At 45.0% G+C, this 20,290-nt stretch carries 13 protein-coding genes; all 13 read left to right on the forward strand.

The genetic code is table 11. The annotated features are described in order from the left end of the window. Window positions 1–66: 66 nt before the first annotated feature. The 13 genes from BN8899_RS07775 to wecB all read left to right on the forward strand — a co-directional run bounded on the left by BN8899_RS07775 (window position 67) and on the right by wecB (window position 20,290). Window positions 67–3,471 (forward strand): SusC/RagA family TonB-linked outer membrane protein, encoded by a 3,405-nt coding sequence (locus tag BN8899_RS07775; protein ID WP_187376814.1) that lies wholly within the window; start codon window positions 67–69, stop codon window positions 3,469–3,471. Between the two features lie 12 nt (window positions 3,472–3,483). Next, window positions 3,484–5,019: a RagB/SusD family nutrient uptake outer membrane protein gene (locus tag BN8899_RS07780; protein WP_065218984.1), complete on the forward strand. Its 1,536-nt coding sequence runs from the start codon at window positions 3,484–3,486 to the stop codon at window positions 5,017–5,019. Between the two features lie 6 nt (window positions 5,020–5,025). Next, window positions 5,026–5,913, forward strand: a complete 888-nt coding sequence (locus BN8899_RS07785; protein ID WP_065218985.1) for a hypothetical protein — start codon at window positions 5,026–5,028, stop codon at window positions 5,911–5,913. Between the two features lie 17 nt (window positions 5,914–5,930). Further along, on the forward strand, window positions 5,931–6,584 hold the full coding sequence (locus tag BN8899_RS07790; protein ID WP_065218986.1) for an FISUMP domain-containing protein: 654 nt from the start codon (window positions 5,931–5,933) through the stop codon (window positions 6,582–6,584). 10 nt (window positions 6,585–6,594) lie between these two features. Continuing rightward, window positions 6,595–7,752 carry a thioredoxin family protein gene (locus BN8899_RS07795; RefSeq protein ID WP_065218987.1) on the forward strand — a complete coding sequence of 386 codons (1,158 nt, stop codon included), beginning with the start codon at window positions 6,595–6,597 and terminating at the stop codon, window positions 7,750–7,752. A 13-nt stretch (window positions 7,753–7,765) separates the two neighbouring features. Next, window positions 7,766–8,989 carry a thioredoxin family protein gene (locus BN8899_RS07800; RefSeq protein WP_065218988.1) on the forward strand — a complete coding sequence of 408 codons (1,224 nt, stop codon included), beginning with the start codon at window positions 7,766–7,768 and terminating at the stop codon, window positions 8,987–8,989. Beyond that, the gene (locus tag BN8899_RS07805) at window positions 8,986–10,332 is read left to right on the forward strand and encodes a TlpA family protein disulfide reductase (RefSeq protein ID WP_065218989.1); all 1,347 of its coding nucleotides are present in this window, start codon (window positions 8,986–8,988) and stop codon (window positions 10,330–10,332) included. Before BN8899_RS07800 ends, BN8899_RS07805 begins: the two co-directional genes overlap by 4 nt. Window positions 10,333–10,530: 198 nt before the next feature. Then, complete coding sequence (locus BN8899_RS07810; RefSeq protein WP_231932296.1) at window positions 10,531–12,564, forward strand: thioredoxin family protein; 2,034 nt, start codon at window positions 10,531–10,533, stop codon at window positions 12,562–12,564. A 194-nt stretch (window positions 12,565–12,758) separates the two neighbouring features. Next, entirely contained in the window at window positions 12,759–15,143 is a 2,385-nt protein-coding gene (topA, locus tag BN8899_RS07815) for a type I DNA topoisomerase (protein ID WP_065218990.1), read from the forward strand. A gap of 111 nt (window positions 15,144–15,254) precedes the next feature. Continuing rightward, the gene (locus tag BN8899_RS07820) at window positions 15,255–17,396 is read left to right on the forward strand and encodes a peptidylprolyl isomerase (RefSeq protein WP_065218991.1); all 2,142 of its coding nucleotides are present in this window, start codon (window positions 15,255–15,257) and stop codon (window positions 17,394–17,396) included. A gap of 96 nt (window positions 17,397–17,492) precedes the next feature. Continuing rightward, complete coding sequence (locus tag BN8899_RS07825) at window positions 17,493–18,071, forward strand: acyltransferase (protein WP_065218992.1); 579 nt, start codon at window positions 17,493–17,495, stop codon at window positions 18,069–18,071. A gap of 19 nt (window positions 18,072–18,090) precedes the next feature. Beyond that, the gene (locus BN8899_RS07830; protein WP_065218993.1) at window positions 18,091–19,218 is read left to right on the forward strand and encodes a DegT/DnrJ/EryC1/StrS family aminotransferase; all 1,128 of its coding nucleotides are present in this window, start codon (window positions 18,091–18,093) and stop codon (window positions 19,216–19,218) included. 10 nt (window positions 19,219–19,228) lie between these two features. After that, window positions 19,229–20,290, forward strand: a complete 1,062-nt coding sequence (gene wecB / locus BN8899_RS07835; RefSeq protein ID WP_065218994.1) for a non-hydrolyzing UDP-N-acetylglucosamine 2-epimerase — start codon at window positions 19,229–19,231, stop codon at window positions 20,288–20,290.

Here is a 20,290-nt window from a genome sequence, read left to right on the forward strand (position 1 = left end):
ATTTTAATGTTATTTTGTTCTTATTCAGAAATTTTCTCGCAGAAAGTTACGCTAAACGTAAAGGACATGAATCTTTACACGGTCCTATTGCAATTAAAGAACCAAACCGGAGTCCGCATCCTATATGATGCTGATTACACGAAACAAATCAAATGCGAGAATACCAATTTCGTCGAGAAAGAACTAAAAGATGTGCTCTCTCAATTATTGAGCAAAACCTCGCTCGTTTGCAAAGAGGTTAACGGCACTTTTGTTATCAGCAAAGCCACTGACAAAAAAGAAACAACTGTAAAGCTAACCGGCATGGTGAAAGATGCACAAGGGGCCCCACTACCGGGCGTGACTATCGTTATCAAGGGAACCTCTATCGGTGTTTCCTCTGACGCACAAGGCAATTTCTCTTTGAACGTGAAAAATCAAGAGAACCTCATCCTTGTTTTCTCATTCGTGGGAATGAAAACGAAAGAGGTCGTCGCCATACCCGGTAAGGTGATACAAGTTACCCTCGAAGAAGATTCCAAAACCATCGAGGAAGTGGTTATCACGGGTTATCAGGTCGTAGACAAACGCAAAAACACGAGTGCCATCACCTCCGTAAAGGCGGCAGACATTATGCGCCCGGGTGTTACCTCCATCGACCAGATGCTGGAAGGCCAAATCCCGGATTTGGTTTCCATGACCAACTCGGGAGAAATCGGCGTAGCCCCAAAACTACGTATCCGCGGGACCTCGACCTTAATCGGGAACCGGGAACCGCTTTGGGTGATTGACGGTATCGTGCAACAAGACCCGGTAAACATATCTCCCGAGGAGTTGAATAATCCCGATTACATCAACCGTATCGGTAATGCTATTTCCGGGTTAAACCCGCAAGACATCGAACGTATTGACGTCTTAAAAGATGCCGCAGCAACCGCTCTTTACGGAACGAAAGCCGCCAATGGCGTAATCGTGATCACTACCAAACGAGGACATATCGGCGCCCCCATGGTTTCCTACAACATGACAGGAACATTGAAATTCCGTCCCCGTTACAGCGATCGGCACATTGACGTAATGAATTCCAAGGAACGAGTACAATTCTCCCGCGACCTATTGAACAGCAATTACAATTTTTCAGGCGGCGTGAGTTTGGTCGGATACGAGTATTTATACTCCCAATTGTACGCCAAACAAATATCGTATGACGAGTTTGTCAATCAAGTATCCAAATTAGAGTCCATGAACACCGATTGGTTTGCCGTATTAGGAGAAGACGCATTCTCCTCACAACACACCATCAGCCTATCCGGCGGTTCGGATCTCATCCGTTACTACGCTTCCATCGGCTACACGGACGATAACGATGTCATCAAAGCCAACCGTAATGACCGTTACACGGCAAAATTGAATTTGGATATCCATTTCTCCGACCGCTTTTCACTCTCACTGGGAATTGACGGAAACAAAAGTAGCCGGAAATATTACCAAAATGAATTGGCGCCTATTGACTACGCTTACAATACCAGCCGTGCCATTCCTATACGGAATGATGACGGGACTTTGTACTATTATCTAAAGAACGGGGATTACAAATTCAACATTTTAAATGAGTTAGAAAATAGTGGTTGTACTCAAGAGGGGTCAGGCTTAACGTTCCAAACGAACTTGTTGTATAGTCCACTTTCTTGGTTGAAGATCAATGGTATTTTCGCTTATACCGTTAACAATACCGATATCACATCCTATTGGGGAGCCGAAACTTTCCACGTAGCCGAACTACGGCATAGCGAGTTCGGCGAAGAGGTCGATGCAGAAGAGAGTGAATTACCTGCCGGAGGCGAGTTACAACAACAAACGACAAGAAACGAGAGTTACACGGTTCGTTTACAACTCGATGCGAATAAATATTTCGGTCTGGACGAGCAACATAACATCAACGCATCGTTCGGTTTCGAGGCCAATTCTTCCAAATATGTAGGTACGGACATCACGAACCGCGGTTATTATCCCGACCGGGGAATGCAATTTGCCACTTTCAACAAAGGCGCTTACCCGAAATTTGACAGCTGGTTATTGAACAACCGCCCAAAATTGACGGATAACCTGACAAACCTCGTGGCAGCCTACGCAAGCATCTCGTATTCTTACCAAAACTGGATCACCTTGAATGCCAATGCCCGTTATGACGGTTCGAATCGTTTCGGCTCACAAAGTAATGACAAATTATTACCCGTATGGTCAGCCTCCTTGTCTTACAACCCGTTGGAACAATTCCAAGTTACTGATTTCTTCGACTTCCTACACTTGAAATTCTCCTACGGTTATCAAGGAAACATGCAAGACGGACAGTCCCCGGAAATGATTATCAAGAAACTACCGATGGACGAATATTATCATGAATTGCTCTCGGAAGTATCCATATATCCGAACCCAAATCTAAAATGGGAGCGCACCAGCTCATTAAACGCAGGTATTGAATTCTCCATCCTAAACCACCGTTTGATGGTCAGTTCAGACTTCTATCACAAAAAAACGAAAGATGCCTTCCTGGCAAAAAAGATTTCTGGGGTAAACGGGATAGATACTTACACGGTAAATAGCGGGGAAGTTTTAAACCGAGGATACAATGTATCGTTAACGGGTGTCCCCGTGCAAACAGACCATTTCCGCTGGTCGCTCTCTACCTCCATCTCCAAAACGTTTAACCGGGTAGAAACAAAACCTTCGACAGACCAATTCAATGTTGACAATTTCCTTGACGGTTCGGTCATCACCAAAGGGAACCCGGTAAATACCTTCTTCTCGTATCGTTTTAAAGGATTAAGCCCCCTGGACGGAGGTCCCCTATTCTATGATTATAAAGAGAACCCGGAACGCCTATACGGCAAAAGCAAACACGATGTATTCACAACGATACTGGAAGCTTCCGGTTCCCGCGAGCCCAAATTGTCCGGTAGCATTAATAACACACTTACTTACAAAAATTTCAGGTTGAACATGACATTGGCTTACAGTTTAGGAGCAAAAACCCGTTTGTTCAAATTATTCGACAATCAAGATTTCAGCCCGGATAAAAACGTGAACCGAGATTTCCTTGACCGTTGGCAACGCCCGGGAGACGAAATGTACACCAATATACCGGTAATTATCAATGGAGGTACTAACGCATACGATACTCACTGGTCCTCTCGCAACGATTTATTGCCTTCATTCGGCGGATCGGCATGGAACATGTATAATTACAGCAACATCCGGGTTGTGAGCGCCGACTATTTAAAATGTACTACCATGACTTTGACTTATTCATTCCCGAAGGAGCTGATATCAAAATGGAAATTACAACGTCTGGAATTATCGCTGTCCTCGAATAATCCGTTCATATTCTGTTCTTCCAAATTGAAAGGCCAGACCCCGACACAAGGCGGATTTACTGCGATCCAGTTGTCCGAACGTCCTACATTTTCTTTCGGGCTGTATGTTTCATTTTAAATCACAAGACACATGAAAAGATATAAATTTTCTTCTATTATCGGGATTTTGTGTTGCACTTGTCTTGCTTGCAACAGCTTCCTGACCGAATATTCTCACGATCAAGCGTATGTACAATCATACACAGATTTAGACGAATTGCTTCTCGGCTCCGGATACATGAAATGTAACAAGACTTACAATTATGCTTATATTGCAAAAGAGTCTTATTTCCCGTATATCCACTTTATGGCAGACGAAACAGAAGTACGCACCACAGGAGAGTATGACAACTGGTACGGAAAAGACAATCTAAAAATGTTTTACGGGTTCTACACGTGGCAACGGGAAGTAAATCTCGATCACGAGGGAACTGTTAGCTGGACCGAAAACCAGGATTGGAATAACTTATACAAACATATCAATATTGCCAATACGGTTTTATCACAAATTGACAAGCAAACAGTTGTCACGACCAACGACGAGCAAAATGTAACCCGAATTAAAGGAGAAGCCCATTTCTTGCGCGGTGCCTACTATTTCATTTTAGCGAACTTGTACGGGAAGCCCTACTCCTCTGCAACGACAAAAACAGATTTGGCAGTACCATTAAAATTAACCGAATATATCGAGGACAAGATTTATACCCGTGCCACGGTAGAGAAAACCTACGAACAGGTGCTTGAAGATTTGCTGCAAGCAGAGTCTTATTTAAAAGGTATGCCGCGCAAAACGGTTACCCGGGCAAGCCATGCAGCCACATGCCTGATGTTAAGCCGCGTGTACCTATACATGCAAAATTATAGCGAAGCACTTAAATGGGCAAAAGCTTGTATCGAGGAACAACCGAATCTGACCGATTTGAACGGCTTCACGGGAGATGTATTTTTAACCCAGAAATCCCCGGAATTGATTTTCACGATGGGCGGCAACTATATCGGATACAATTTGAGTCAAAAAGCCGGCAATTTCTCCGTATCGGATGACCTCATGAAGCAATACACACAAAATGATTTGCGCAAACAATTCTTTCTGGGGGATGCCAAGGAAGGAATATACAAATATATCAAAGCCCCCGCGGAATATAACAGCCGTGAAGTATCGGACAATTTTGTACTACGCACTTCGGAAGCCTATCTAAACCTGGCAGAAGCGGCAGCTTGTCTTGGAGGCGAATACACGGCGGAAGCTCAAAACGCATACAACACATTAAGACAAAACCGTCTTGCCAATTACGAGAAAGAGCACTCCCTGACAGGAAAAGCCTTGGTTGAAGCCATTCGGTTGGAACGTCGTCGCGAGTTATGCTTTGAAGGACACCGTTGGTTTGATTTACGCCGTTATATGGTGAACGAACTGTATCCCGAAGAAAAGACGCTGACCAACACTTACGCCTTGTACTCGCAAAATCCCGTCACTTATGATTACGAGATTTCCCTTTGCAGAGTCTATACCTTAAAACCGCATGACGGGGCATGGGTGTTGCCGATTCCGGATGCAGAATTAGAGGCCAATTACGGTATGCCTGATAACCCGAGAAATGAACGTGAATACAAACAGATAAAATAATAAGACATGAAATACACTATTTTACTTTTAATTCTCGCATGCTTATTCTGGCGTTGTTCCGATGACGAGAATGTTTCACCGTCCCATGCAGACCGCAACATGTTTGATATGCCCGATTTCTCCACGGAGGAAGAGATGAGTCTACGACGGGATTTCTTTGATAAAACGAAATGTTATCTCATTTTTAATGACTCTTTATACTACCGCCCTCGCATTACCCCCGGCAGTTCGGAACCCGAGTGCGTGGTTCTTGACTTGAAATACCAAGTGACCGGAAGCGGCGAGGACATTTTACTGCGGCATACTTATCTGAAAAATATGCAAGATAAAGAGTTGGCCGCAAAATTCGCAAAAGAAGAGATTTTAGCTTGCCTCTCCCCCGCATTCTATCCTTACGCATTTTTCATGGTAGACCAATTTTTTGTACAGGAAGCATCTAGGTGGAGTGATGATTATGAACCCGAGGAAGAAAGAGTCGCTTATGCCGGTTATAATGCAACTTTAGTGGCTTATAACAATTATTATCAATTGGATAAAGTAGCCCAAAAATCTTATAAAAGAGCCGTTATCGCTGTCATCATGACAAAGAATTACACCCAAATTGATGATAAAGAATACGAATCCTTTTACCAGTATTCCCAAGATTTGTACGGAGAATACCCGGATTACGAGGATACGCCATTAGAGGTCGGATTCTTAGAAACCTTTAGATATGATTGGAACCGCACATTTTATTACAAACAAAATGACCTACTGGCATACGTGATGGAAGTCTTCGCCCTAACAAAAGAAGAATTTAACGAGAAATACGACAAAGAGAAATATCCTATCGTGCACCAGAAAAAAGAGGCTTTGGTGAAAATATTCGAAAAACACGGGATTACTGTTTATTAATTCAAAAAAACACGATTATGAAATACATGATTTTAATATTATCGTTGGTATGCACACTGGGATACGCCTGCTCGGATGACAAAGACGACAACGAAGTTCCCGTCATTCACCCGGAAAAAGAGGGGACATGGGTTGATCCCCGGGATGGTGTTACTTATCATTGGGTACGCTACGGCAAATTGGATTGGTTGTGTGAAAACATGAGAACCCAAACCGAGGAAGGTACTTATTTTCTCTATGAAAACATCACGGAAAAAGAGTTCCCGAAATACGGTTACCTGTATTCGTTTGAAGGAGCAAAATCATTAGCCGTTGATGAATGGCGTTTACCGACCGACGAAGAATGGAAAGCCTTGGAACGCAGTTTAGGAATGACCCAACAAGAGTGCGACGCGGAAGAATGGCGAGGTGGTTTCACGGGTCAATTGATGATGCAGGATCACACGGGTAGCGGACTCGGGTTAAACTGCAGCGGGTATTATTACACCACCGGAGGAACGGGTGTCCGCAACTTCATGGTAGACGGAATCTACTGGAGTTCTACTCTAAAAGACCAGGATCCCGGTTACGCTTGGACCCGCATGATCACTTACAACCGCTCCGACATTCGGCGTTTTTCCATGTTAACAGCCAAAGGGCTAAGCGTGCGCTTGGTCCGTGACGCAAAATAAAAACACAAGTATGAAGAAAAGTTATATCATTATATCCATTTTGTTTTTCTCACTCATGACGTTCGCCCAAAGCGGTACCCGATTCATGGACAATCGTCCGTGGCAAGAGGTCCTGCAACGGGCACAACGAGAAAACAAGTTGATTTTTGTAGATTGCTATACGAGCTGGTGCGGTCCTTGTAAACAATTAGCGACAGAAATATTTCCCCAGAAAAAAATGGGGAAATATTTAAACAAACATTTCGTCAATGCCAAATATGACGTGGAAAAAGGCGAAGGATTAACGATCTGGAATTTGTACGAGAAAGAGATTACAGTTTTCCCTACCATGCTCATACTGACACCTCAAGGCGAAATCATACATAAAGTTGCGGGCACGCGTTCTGCGGACAAGTTGATCGCTGCAATTGACATGGGATTGCAAGGGAATACCATTTACAATTCAAGAAAAGAGTACGAGACCGGCAACCGGGAATGGGATTTTGTCCAAAAGTACTTGAATTTACTGGAACTTGCCGCCGAACGAAAAGAGTACGCAAAAGTAGCCCGCGAATACGCCGCCCGATTCCCGATAGACAGTTTGCTGAACAAAGACATCTGGGATATTACCGGCAAACTCGTGGTAAAAGCCCCCCTTAGTCCTGAATTCCGTTTCGTGGTCGAGCATCTCGATGATCTGGAGCGTAGAGGATTGATTCATCGTTATCAATTGGAAGCCCAATTAAGCAAAGAGATGGGATTTGCCGTGAATTCCATTTTTTTGGTTTCCAATAAAACATATAGCGAGGATTCTCTTGCCATGTTTCAAGAACGCATTGACTACCTGCGCATGTTATTGAAACAACCGGTAAAGGGATTTGCCGAATCCCTCGCGGAACTCTCTCTTTCCGAGAGCAAGCTCAAGAAAGACGTGAATCAACTGTACGAAAGATTCCGCATACTTGTCGAATGCGGATTCACGGAACGCGATTTGTTCGTAACGGATATGTTGAAATTTCTGGTCAAAAATTCAGATAACGAGTGTCGTCTGAAAGAGTGTATCGAGTACGCCGAATATTTGAAAGGAATCAGTTCAAAAGCAAGTTGGGTGCAAGACGGCTTCGATGAAGTGATCACGATCGCCAATCAAAAACTAAAAAGCATAAATAAAGATTCAATTAAAAATTAAAACATTCTATTTGATGAAAAAACTTTTACTATTAAGCGTATGGCTGATGGCCTCTGTTGTGTTGTGTGCGCAAGAGGCGGGAAAAGGTATTCTTTTCCTGGACAATAAGCCCTGGGAAGAAGTGGTGAAACAAGCCCAAAAACAACGCAAGCCTATTTTTGTAGATTGTTATACCAGTTGGTGTGGACCTTGTAAAAAATTAGCAGCCGAGGTTTTCACTCAAAAAGAAGTGGGCAAATATATCAACAAGAATTTTGTCAGCGTGAAATATGACGTGGAAAAAGATGCCGGATTAGCATTTGCCCGCAAATACCGGGACCAAATCACAGCGTTCCCGACGTTATTATTAATCCGTCCCGACGGGTCTGTCATGCAACGCATCGTGGGAGCCTATCCCACCAAGGAAATCCTTGAAGCCATCCAAAACGGATTGGCCGGGAAAACATGGCAAACCTTAGAAAAAGAATACTTAAACGGAAAAAAGGATTATGATTTTGTGATGAGCTATCTGGATATGCTGTTAAAATCCGGGGAAGAAAAGAAATACGCCGAAGTAAAACGGAGCTACGTGAAACAATTCCCCGTTGACAGTTTACTGAATCCACAAATATGGGAGTTGGCCGCAGAATACGTGCGTCATCCCGACACGGAAGAGTATCAGTTTGTCCTCCAAAATTTAAGCGCATTCGGACAACGAGGATTTGATCGTCACGATCTAGAGTGGACTTTATCCATCAATGCGTATTACCAGATTAATGATATCATCAAAACCGGTTTCAAAACACAGAATCAGGACACAATTGCCGAATTGAAGAAACAACTTGAGAGGTTGAAGGTAACTCTAAATCATCCCGTGAAACGTTTCCCGGAAGAATTAGCTTACGTGCGAATTGAAGAAAGTTATTTAAACGGGGATATCGAAGAGCTGGCCTATCGCTTGATATACCTGGGCGAACATCATCTCGTGGAGTCCTTGGATTGGACCAAAAGATGGATGGAATATGTCGTTGACAATACCACGGACAATCAATTGCTCCAACGCTGCATGAAATATCTCTATCAAGCACAAATAGCCAACGAGGTAGGAAATGACTGGATCGTAACCAACTGTTACGGCGTACTTGCCAAAGGTCACGAGAAATTAGGCGACCTCAATAAAGCTGCCGAATACGCTCAAAAAGCTCAATTAATAGAAAAACAAAATAAAGAAAGATTAAACAGCATCCCATCACTATGACAAGCAAATTCATTATCTTGGCTATGGCTTTCATAGCTCTCGTGTCTTGTAACAAGACCTCTCAAACAAGTGTAAAATTTCATGTCGAGGACAACCAAACTTATCCGGAAGCGGTATTGATGACGAAAGATTCGATTTACAAACAATCTTTAGACCCGGCAAATTCCACCACATTCACGTTGATGGAAAAATTCGAACCGGCTTACGGGGCCATGTTTTTCGGACAAAGACATGTCATATTATATCTGGAACCGGGGAAAAGTTTTGACCTTTCTGTCAAAATAGAGGGTAGAAACGCGATACCGACATTTACCGGAGATGGAGCTAAAAAGAACCAGTATTTGAATCACACGGATTTCAGTTTCACTCCCGATTACAAATTAAATGAAACGGAATTCGCCGCCTCCCTGGATAAACAACTGGAGAAGTTGTATAAAAATCTGGAATCGCAGGATTTCGATGAATATTTCAACAACTTAGAAAAAAAGAGATTGAAATATAGCGTTTTCAGCTATCTACTCGAATACCGTTCCGCGCATCTTTATGCCATCGAGAATTTTGAATACAAATTAGACCAGGCTTATTTCGACAAACTTGCCGAGGTTTTCACCGAAGACGAAGATATGTTGGGCATGGGTGTTTACCAGGAATACATGAAAAAGATGGTATCTTACCTTGCCATCAACAATATGCCGGAATTTGAGGATTTCCAATATATCAAAGAACAATTGAATTACGTGAACCGACATTTTAAAAATCCTGCCGTAGCGGAATTCATCGTGGACTGCATCATCTCCGAATACATATCACGTAATGGCATTCATTCCTTGCAAGAATTAGCACCCATTTACAAGGCAAAGGTAAACGATCCCAAAAAGCTTGCCGCCTTCAACGCGTTATGTGACAAATGGCGCCGCATTGCCCCGGGAGAACCCTCACCTTCCTTCACGTACAAAGATATTGACGGGAAAGAGGTTCACTTATCTGATTTCGCGGGGAAATATGTCTACATTGACAATTGGGCTACCTGGTGCGGTCCCTGCCGTCGCGAACAACCCGCCTTGAAAAAACTGGAAGAGAGATACGCCGGGAAAAATATCTGTTTCATCAGTGTTTCTTGCGATCAAGACAAAAGCGCCTGGGAAAAGATGGTGAAAGAAGAAAAATTGGAAGGCATCCATTTATACGCCGGGGCATTTGATTCTTTCATGGACGCCTATATGGTTACAGCCATCCCGCATTTCATTCTAATCGACCGGGAAGGTAAAATTATTAACCCTAAAATGAGCCGTCCTTCAGACCCGGAAACCGTTAAGTTCCTTGATGCTTTAGAAGGGCTTTAGTTAGCTTGAATATTTTTTGACAAAAACAATCAGAAAGAGAGGTTTAAACGCCTCTCTTTTTGCATGAAAAAAAGTAGTCTCTTCTTGGCAAGCATTTGAATCTTGTTAAAGATTTGTTAATAGATACTTTTGAATGCACCTTCCTTGTTTTTACTTACTATCTTGTATTACAATTTATCAAAATTTATTATTCAAATCATGAAGAGCCTTATCTCAATTATTACTTTATTAATACTTAACCTGACTATTTTCGGACAGGGAGTAAATTTCGAACATCTCTCGTTTGACGAAGCCTTGGTAAAAGCCAAAGCAGAAAACAAGCTTATATTCATGGATGGTTACACCAGCTGGTGCGGACCTTGTAAATACATGAGTGAAAAAGTTTTCACGCAAGAAAAAGCCGGCGAATATTTTAACCCGAAATTTATATGCGTGAAATTTGACATGGAAAAAGGCGAAGGACCGGCATTGGCAAAAAGATTCGAGGTTAAAGCCTACCCGACTTTCCTTATTATTCGCCCAGACGGAAGCGTACAGCACAAGATTGTCGGCGGCGGAGAAGTGGAAGATTTCATTTCCCGTGTCGAGAAAGGATTGAATGAAAAAACTTCTTTGGATTACTTGAACAAACTACACGAGAAAGGGAAAATGAGTAAGAAACAATTAATAGCTTACCAGATTGCCTTACTTAATGCTTACGAGAAGGAGAAAAGTGCAAAAGTAACCGAAGAACTGGATGCAGTTTTAAAAGACAAGGACAAATTGCAGAAAGAATACTGGTCGATCATCGAGAATGACGGCTACGGTTCCGCTAACTTCAAATTTGTCGTGGATAACGTTGCCCGTTTCAGAAAAAATGTCGGTAAAGAAAAAGTGGACGCATACCTATATAATAATTATAACAGAACCATCAATAATTGTATGCGCCGGGGAGCAAAAGAACCTCTTGCCCAATTGACCCAAATCCGCCAAGAACTACCCAACCTCGGATTAGAAAAACAAGATCGGCTAACCAACAAAGTAGAACTGATCGAAGCAACTTTGAACGGGAATGCGGAGAAAGTCATTTCCTTAGTTTCTCAAGAAAATACAAACGACGACATTTTATCAATAACTTCTGCTCTTCACACAGTCAAATCCAAAGCGACAAAAGAACAATTGGGACGAATGGCTGCTTTAGGAGATAAATTCATCGCAAACGCCACTTCCGAAAGAGAAAAAGAATACCTAGAACGTACTTTTGAAGAATTGAAGATTGCCGCACACACGGGCGTGTATTTCCAAGACTTGACTTTTGAACAAGCCTTAGCGAAAGCGAAACAGCAAAGAAAAAATATCTTCATAGACTGTTACACCAGCTGGTGTGGTCCCTGCCAGTACATGGCAAAGAAAGTATTCGTGAAAGAAAAAATCGGCGATTTCTTGAACAAGAACTTCATTTGCGTGAAATATGACATGGAAAAAGGGGAAGGTCCGGAATTAGGAAAGAGGTTCGGAGTCCGGGCATACCCGACATTCGTTATCGTGACACCTGACGGCAATATCCGCCATAAAATCGTGGGTGGCGGTGAAGAAGAACAATTTATCAAGCGAGTAGAAGAATCATTCGACAACACGAAAGCCCTCGGCGTATCGATCGCCAAATACAAAGAAGGTAACCGGGACAAAGCGTTCCTAGCTTCATACGCCCAAACGTTACTGGTCCTTTATGATCCTTCCGCAAAAGAGATCGCGAATGAATTGTTCAACACGCTAAGTGACGAAGAAAAAGTATCTCCCGACTACTGGTTTCTCTTTGAAAAAAAAGAATTTAGCCCCAAAGGTTCGGAAGCTGAAAAATACTTGTTAGCCAACCGGGACAAATTCAATAAAGCACAAGGGCAAGAGACCATTGACCAGCGGCTAAGCCAAGACTTACAAAAACAACTCATGGAAATCCTCGCCACCAAAGGGCAGACTATCAATGCCTCCCGATTTGACGAGATCACCAAAGAAGTGAAAAGCTTGAAACTAAGCAACGAGAAATCATTACTCGGGCTTGTTGCCATCGGCAGAGCGGTAAAGGAGGGCAATGTAGACCGTTTTCTGGCAACCTGCGAGAGAGAGATGCCAAAAGTAAAAGCTGACAAACGTTTGTTAAACTATTACTTGGTGCAATTAACCGACCGGGGTGGCACCGATGCTCAAAAGGCCCGCTGGAAAAAAATCGCGGACAAATATCTTCAAGAATAATCCAAAAACAATTTATATCAATATATCACCATGAAAAAGAGGGCGTTTTCACGCCTTCTTTTTCATTTATAATTGTCAACCGTTTTTCATTTTCAATTGTTTTACGTAAGTTTGCACCCTAATTTTAGGACGAACTGCTTGAAAAAGCGATAACTCTGCTTCAGGATGAAGCGAAAAGTAAAAGAGAATCGTGTATGATTGAAAATTTAGTAATTGTCGAGTCACCGGCTAAAGCCAAGACTATTGAACGTTTTTTAGGAAAAGATTATGTTGTTAAGTCCAGTTTCGGGCATATCCGGGATCTTGAAAAAAAAGACTTAGGGATAGATATAGAGCATAATTTCCAACCCAAATACGAAATATCTCCTGACAAAAAAGCGGTTGTAAAAGAGTTGAAGCAACTTGCCAAGGAAGCGAAAACCGTGTGGTTGGCTTCCGATGAAGACCGCGAGGGAGAAGCTATCGCCTGGCACTTGTTTGAGGTGCTGGGACTGAAAAAAGAAAACACGAAACGAATCGTTTTCCACGAGATCACCAAAGATGCCATCCTGCACGCCATCAACAACCCGCGGGATATTGACAAAAATCTGGTAGATGCCCAACAGGCTCGCCGGGTGCTCGACCGGTTGGTCGGGTTCGAGGTTTCCCCGGTACTTTGGAAAAAGGTGAAACCATCCCTCTCCGCCGGACGGGTTCAGTCCGTGGCAGTAAGACTCATCGTGGAGAGAGAAAGGGAGATCAACCACTTCGTGGAACAAAAGTATTATAAAGTCATCGGCTCGTTTGAAACGCAAGATGCCAACGGCAACACCGTACCTTTAAAAGCGGAATTATCCGAACGTTTCTCCTCGCAGGAAGAAACACTCGCATTCCTTGAAGCTTGTAAAGACGCATCCTTCACGGTGAACGACGTGGAAACGAAACCGGCTAGCCGCAAACCGGCACCGCCTTTCACAACCTCCACGTTACAACAGGAAGCATCCCGAAAACTGGGCTTCTCGGTATCCCAAACCATGGCAGTAGCGCAAAAGCTCTACGAACAGGGATCGATCACTTACATGAGAACGGACTCCGTGAACTTGTCGCAACTGGCTATCGGGGCAGCGAAAGCAGTTATCTGCAACACGCTCGGGGAAAAATACTCCAAGCCGAGAAACTACGCGACCAAAACCAAAGGTGCGCAAGAAGCCCACGAGGCAATTCGCCCGACCTACATGGACAAAGAAACCATTGAAGGCGACCGCAACGAACAACAGCTTTATGCCCTGATCCGCAAACGGACGTTAGCTTCCCAAATGGCAGATGCAGAACTGGAAAAGACAACCGTAACGATCACCATTTCCGGGGAGAAATACACGTTTGAAGCCGAGGGAGAAGTGATCATCTTTGACGGGTTCCTGAAAGTATACATGGAATCGTTTGACGACGAGAAAGACGACGACGAAGCTGCCTTGTTGCCCGCCATCCGCAAAGGCGACCAACTGCAACGTTCGCTCATCCAGGCACAAGAACAATACACGTCACATCCTCCCCGCTACACGGAAGCGAGCCTCGTGAAGAAAATGGAAAACCTGGGTATCGGGCGTCCTTCGACTTACGCTCCCACCATCACCACCATCCAGAACAGGGGATATATCCTCCGGGAAAGCAGGGACGGGGTCGAGCGGGATTTGGATCAGATCGATTTGAAAGGACAAAATATCAAGATAAAAAAAATCAAGAAGACCTTCGGGACCGAGAAGAAAAAACTTTTCCCCTCGGACATCGGGATGGTCGTTACCGACTTTTTATCCCAACATTTCAATAACATCATGGACTACAACTTCACCGCTAACGCCGAGGATGCCCTCGACCACATCGCGGAAGGAGAAGTAGAATGGCAATCCATGATCGGGACCTTTTACGAACCTTTCCACACGAACGTGGAGAAAACCCTAAAAGAATCTGAACGTAATAGAGGTGAACGTGAACTTGGGATCGAACCTCAGACAGGTGAAAAAGTCAGTGTCCGCATAGGACGCTTCGGACCTATGGCACAAATCGGCGAAGGCGAAAACGTCCGGTATGCCGGGTTGCTCAAGGGACAACTGATGGAAACCATCACGCTGGAAGAAGCTTTGGAACTATTCAAATTCCCCCGCCTGCTGGGAGAATTCGAGGACAAACCCGTTAGCGTGGGCATCGGGCGTTTCGGTCCGTACATCAAGCACAACCAACTTTTCGTTTCCTTGAAAAAAGGAGTTGACGAACCGGGTACGATCACTTTGGAAACCGCTATCGAACGCATTAACGAAAAACGGGAGATCGAGAAAAACCGGAAAATCAAAGAATTCGAGAATGGAGCCCAAATCCTTAACGGACGTTTTGGACCTTATATTTCTTTTAACAAAGAAAACTATAAAATCCCGAAAGGACAGGAGGCTGCCGCACTGACTTACGAGGAAACTATGGCTATCATAGAGAAAGGTAACGACTCTAAAAAGAAAACAGCCAAGAAAACGACCAAAAAGACTGCGGCAAAAACGACAGAAAAAACTAAAAAAACGACAACAAAGAAACAGAATAAAAAAAGTGAGTAAGGCAATATATGGAAGGGAATAAAATTTATTTGCATAAAACCAATCCATTTTATATATTCGTACCCTCGAAAAATAGATTATTCGTGTGATAAATATAAAATTTTAATATAAATGGCAACATTACAAAAAATTAGAAATCGCGGCGGAATACTAGTTAGTATCGTGATTGGATTAGCCCTTGTGGCTTTCATTGTTGGAGACGCGCTTAGTTCAGGAGCCAGCCTTCTCAATCGTTCCAAAAACAAAGTTGGAGAAATTGGCGGGGAATCCATCAGTATTCAGGATTTTCAGGATAAAGTAGCACAGAATGAAGAAACGATCAAATCGATGAACCAATTGCCTTCCCTGACAGAAGAGCAACAACGCATGATTCGCGAGAACACATGGAATCAGATCGTTTCCGAAAACATCATGCAAAAAGAATACGAGGAACTCGGTATCGCCGTGAGTGGTGATGAATTATTCGATTTCACGTTAGGGGAAAATATGCACCCCAACATCAAACAATTATTCACCAATCCCCAAACCGGTGTTTTCGATAAAGATCTTGCCAGACAAAATATCCAGGCTATTTTGAACGCTCCCGCGGACAATATGCAAGCCCAAGCAAGCAAACAATATTGGCTGAGCATGGAAGAACAAGTGGAAGCAGCCCGCAAACAAGAGAAATACAATTCTTTGTTGATGAAAGGTATGTTCACCCCGGACGAGATTGCCAAAGAATACGCGCAAAACGCTTTAACTACCGTTGACATCAGCTTTATTTCAAAAAGCTACAACACGGTAAGCGACTCAGCCGTAAAGGTAACAAACAACGAGATCAAAGAATATTACAACTCGCACAAATACCTGTTCGAGCAAAACGAGTCCAGACAAATCGCTTACGTGAACTTCGATATCACCGCTTCAGCTGAAGATATCAAAGAAACGGAAGAATGGGTGAAAGAATCCATGCCTGAATTCGCGGAAGCAGCCAACGTGATTGAATTCGCAAATCTTTCCTCTGAGAAAAAAATGCCATCCAAATATTACAAAAAAGGTGAAATTGGAAATGAAGAGTTAGATGCATTCCTTTTCACGGAGAAAAGTAATGACGTGTATGGACCTTACCTGCAGGACAACGCTTACAATATCGCACGTGTTGCCGATCGCAAAGTAATCCCTGACTCTGTGAAAGCCCGCCACATCTTGATCCCGACAAACACCATGGAAGTAAGCCAAGCCAAGAAATTGGCAGACAGCCTTGCCGGATTGATCCGCAAAGGTAGCGACTTTGACGAACTTGCACGAAAATACTCTGCTGACCAAAATTCAGCTGTCAATGGTGGAGATTTAGGATGGTTCACTCAAGAAATGATGATCCCTACATTCAGTGATTCAGCGTTCATCGCCAAGAAAAATGAGGTAAAGATCACGAGAACGAACTACGGTTTCCATGTTCTTCAGGTAACGGACAGAACTACTCCGGTAGAAAAAGTATTAGTCGGAATCATTGCCAAGGAAATTACCCCGTCGCAACAGACGATCAATAAAATCTACAACGATGCGCGTACATTCGCTAACAACATCAGCACGCTTGCTGACTTTGATGCAGCGGTTACCGCTAACAACCAAACGAAGCGTATTGCCAACTTGAGCAAAAACGACGCAACAATTCCCGGAATCGAAAGTGCCCGAGAAATCATCCGTCAGGCTTATTTGGCAGACAAACCGGGGTATGTATTAACGGATAAAGAAAAATCACCGATCTTCGAGACAGGTGACAAATTCACAGTTGCAGTATTAACCAACGTTCAGGAAGAAGGCATCGCCCCGTTAAACAGCGTGGCACCCATGATTCGTACCGAATTGATCCGCAAGAAAAAAGGCGAGATCATCTCTAAAGAATTGGAAAGTGCTATTGCAGGAAGCGAGAGTCTGCTCTCCGTTGCTCAAAAAGCAAACGCACAAGTGATGGATGCCACGGACGTTAGCTTCAGTTCATTCCAGATCCCCGGAGCAGGAATCGAACCCAAGTTAATCTCTGAAGTTATCTTGATGAAGGAGAACCAAATCTCTAAACCGATCATCGGCAATCAAGGCGTATACGTGGTAGTAGTGAATTCCAAAACGGCAGAAACGGTTACTCCCGAACAAATTGCAGCCGCAAAGAATTCTCTGCAACAAACTAACATGACTAAAATTTATTATCAGGCTCTCCCTGCCCTAATCAAAAAAGCAGGCGTCATCGATTCCAGATATAAATTTTACTAATAACCAAAACCGCAAAACAAGTAAACCGCTCGAAGGCTCGGGCGGTTTTCTTTTGTCAAAAAAAACGCTATTTTTGTTTTGAAAAACAAATACGATATGGAAGAATATTTCGCGCACGAAACAGCCATCATAGACGAGGGGGCAATCATAGGAAAAGGGAGTAAAATATGGCATTTCTCACACATCATGAGTAATTGCCGCATCGGGGAAAACTGCAATATCGGACAGAACGTGGTAATCTCTCCCGACGTCATCCTGGGCAATCAAGTGAAGGTACAAAACAACGTGTCGGTCTACACGGGCGTGACTTGTGACGATGACGTGTTTCTAGGTCCCTCCTGCGTGTTCACGAACGTGACCAACCCGCGAAGCGCCGTCAACCGAAAAAGCCAATATGCCCGGACTCACGTGGGCAAAGGAGCCACGATCGGGGCAAACGCAACCATCGTCTGCGGGCACGACATCGGGGCTTACGCCTTCATCGGAGCCGGGGCTGTCGTGACGAAAACCGTCCCCGCCTACGCCTTGCTTGTCGGCAATCCCGCTCGCCAGCTAGGATGGATGAGTGAATACGGGCACAGGCTGCATTTCGACAAAAACGGCATCGCCGAATGTCCCGAGAGTAAACAACGGTATCGCTTGCAAAACGGTATCGTGGAAAAAATAACAGAATAGCGTCAAAAAATATACCATCATGAACATAGCCATGGTAGACCTTCACGGGCAATACGAGCGTATCCGGGAAGAAATAAACCACGCCATACAGGAAGTCCTTGACTCCGCGGCATTCATCAACGGACCACAAGTCAAATCGTTCGCACGACACCTCGCCGAATACAACGGGGTGGAACACACCGTGACCTGCGCCAACGGGACAGATGCCCTGCAAATCGCCTTGATGGCACTGGGCCTGCAACCGGGCGATGAAGTGATCGTCCCCGTCCACACTTACGTGGCGACGGCAGAGGTGATCGCCCTATTGCACCTGAAACCCGTGTTTGTCGACTGCGTTGCCGGCCGTTTCACGATAGACGTTTCCCGGATAGAGGAAAAAATCACTCCCCGCACGAGAGCCATCGTGCCCGTTCACCTGTACGGGCAATGTGCCGACATGGAACCGTTGATGGAAATTGCCCGGCGGCACAACCTTTTCGTGGTCGAGGACACCGCACAAGCCATCGGGGCGGACTACACCTTCAGCGACGGGCACACGCAGAAGGCAGGATGCATCGGGGACATCGGGACAACTTCATTCTTCCCTTCCAAAAACCTCGGATGCTACGGTGACGGCGGGGCCTTATTCATCCACGACGCACGGCTGGCAGAGCGTGCCCGCATGATAGCCAACCACGGGCAGGCAATCAAGTACCACCACGACATCGTGGGTTGCAACTCCCGCCTGGATACCTTGCAAGCCGCCATCCTCGACGTGAAACTACGCTACCTCCACGAGTACACCGCTGCCCGCAACCGGGTAGCGGACAGATACGACCGGGAACTTGCCGGCGTCAAGGGCATCCTCCTTCCTGAACGTGCCGCCAACAGCACGCACGTTTTCCATCAATACACCATCCGTGTCGGCAACCACCGGCGGGATGAACTGAAAACCTTCCTGCAAGCCGAAGGTATCCCCACGATGATATACTACCCGATCCCCCTCCACCTTCAACCGGCATACGCCATAGAAGGTCAAGGCAAAGGCTCGTATCCCGTGTCGGAACAATTAAGCGAGGAAGTCCTGTCCCTTCCGATTCACACCGAGATGAAAGCAGAAGACCAAGAATATATCATCCGACAAATAAAAGCATTCTTTAACTCATAACATTCGCCTCATGAACATTATCACCATTGTCGGGGCAAGACCCCAATTCGTGAAAGCAGCCGTGGTCAGCCGGGAATTCGGCAAACACGCTAATATCAACGAAACCATCATACACACGGGACAACACTTCGACCCGAACATGAGTGACCTGTTCTTCGAGGAAATGCGAATTCCCGCCCCCGGTTACAACCTCAACATCAACAGCCTCAGCCACGGCGCCATGACCGGGAAGATGCTCGAGGAGATTGAAAAAGTACTCCTTGACCGGAAACCGGATTGGGTACTTGTCTACGGGGACACGAACTCCACGCTCGCCGGAGCATTGGCTGCAAAGAAGTTACACATCCGGGTGGCACACGTGGAAGCCGGGCTGCGTTCCTTCAACATGGATATGCCGGAAGAAATCAACCGCATCCTGACAGACCGCATCTCCGATATTCTTTTCTGCCCGACGGAAACAGCAATCCGCAACCTGAACAACGAAGGTTTCGGGCATTTTCCTTCCCGCATCGTACCGTCGGGAGATGTCATGCTGGATGCCGCCCTTTTCTACCGGCAATACAGCCGCCCGCCGCGAATCGAATTGAACCAGGATTTCGTCCTTGCCACCCTGCACCGTGCCGAGAACACGGATCGCCCCGAGTGCCTGTCGGAGATCATCCGGGCGTTGGAAACCATCTCCCGGGAACAGGATGTCATCCTTCCGCTTCACCCGCGTACCCGGGCAAAATTGGAAACACTGGGCTACAATGTACAACATTCCCCCATCCGTTTCATCGACCCCGTCGGTTATCTCGAAATGATATACTTGCTGGATAAATGTTCCCTCGTCATGACCGACAGCGGGGGCTTGCAGAAAGAAGCCTTCTTCTTCCGGAAATATTGCATCACGCTCCGCGAGGAAACGGAATGGACGGAACTCGTCGACCACGGGTACAACACCCTGGCGGGAAGCTCGTTTGACAAAATCACCCGAGCCTACCGGGAACAACCTCTCCCGGATTTCTCCACCCCACTATACGGCGACGGGCACGCTGCCAAAGTAATTGTCGACACGTTAATCGAGGCATAA

This window comes from Butyricimonas sp. Marseille-P2440 (assembly GCF_900091675.1).
GTDB lineage: Bacteria > Bacteroidota > Bacteroidia > Bacteroidales > Marinifilaceae > Butyricimonas > Butyricimonas synergistica.

Coding starts and splice junctions, on each gene's coding strand:
- BN8899_RS07775 (WP_187376814.1), top strand. CDS start 67: ATGAATCTTTACACGGTCCTATTGCAATTAAAGAACCAAACCGGAGTC.
- BN8899_RS07780 (WP_065218984.1), top strand. CDS start 3,484: ATGAAAAGATATAAATTTTCTTCTATTATCGGGATTTTGTGTTGCACT.
- BN8899_RS07785 (WP_065218985.1), top strand. CDS start 5,026: ATGAAATACACTATTTTACTTTTAATTCTCGCATGCTTATTCTGGCGT.
- BN8899_RS07790 (WP_065218986.1), top strand. CDS start 5,931: ATGAAATACATGATTTTAATATTATCGTTGGTATGCACACTGGGATAC.
- BN8899_RS07795 (WP_065218987.1), top strand. CDS start 6,595: ATGAAGAAAAGTTATATCATTATATCCATTTTGTTTTTCTCACTCATG.
- BN8899_RS07800 (WP_065218988.1), top strand. CDS start 7,766: ATGAAAAAACTTTTACTATTAAGCGTATGGCTGATGGCCTCTGTTGTG.
- BN8899_RS07805 (WP_065218989.1), top strand. CDS start 8,986: ATGACAAGCAAATTCATTATCTTGGCTATGGCTTTCATAGCTCTCGTG.
- BN8899_RS07810 (WP_231932296.1), top strand. CDS start 10,531: ATGAAGAGCCTTATCTCAATTATTACTTTATTAATACTTAACCTGACT.
- topA (WP_065218990.1), top strand. CDS start 12,759: ATGATTGAAAATTTAGTAATTGTCGAGTCACCGGCTAAAGCCAAGACT.
- BN8899_RS07820 (WP_065218991.1), top strand. CDS start 15,255: ATGGCAACATTACAAAAAATTAGAAATCGCGGCGGAATACTAGTTAGT.
- BN8899_RS07825 (WP_065218992.1), top strand. CDS start 17,493: ATGGAAGAATATTTCGCGCACGAAACAGCCATCATAGACGAGGGGGCA.
- BN8899_RS07830 (WP_065218993.1), top strand. CDS start 18,091: ATGAACATAGCCATGGTAGACCTTCACGGGCAATACGAGCGTATCCGG.
- wecB (WP_065218994.1), top strand. CDS start 19,229: ATGAACATTATCACCATTGTCGGGGCAAGACCCCAATTCGTGAAAGCA.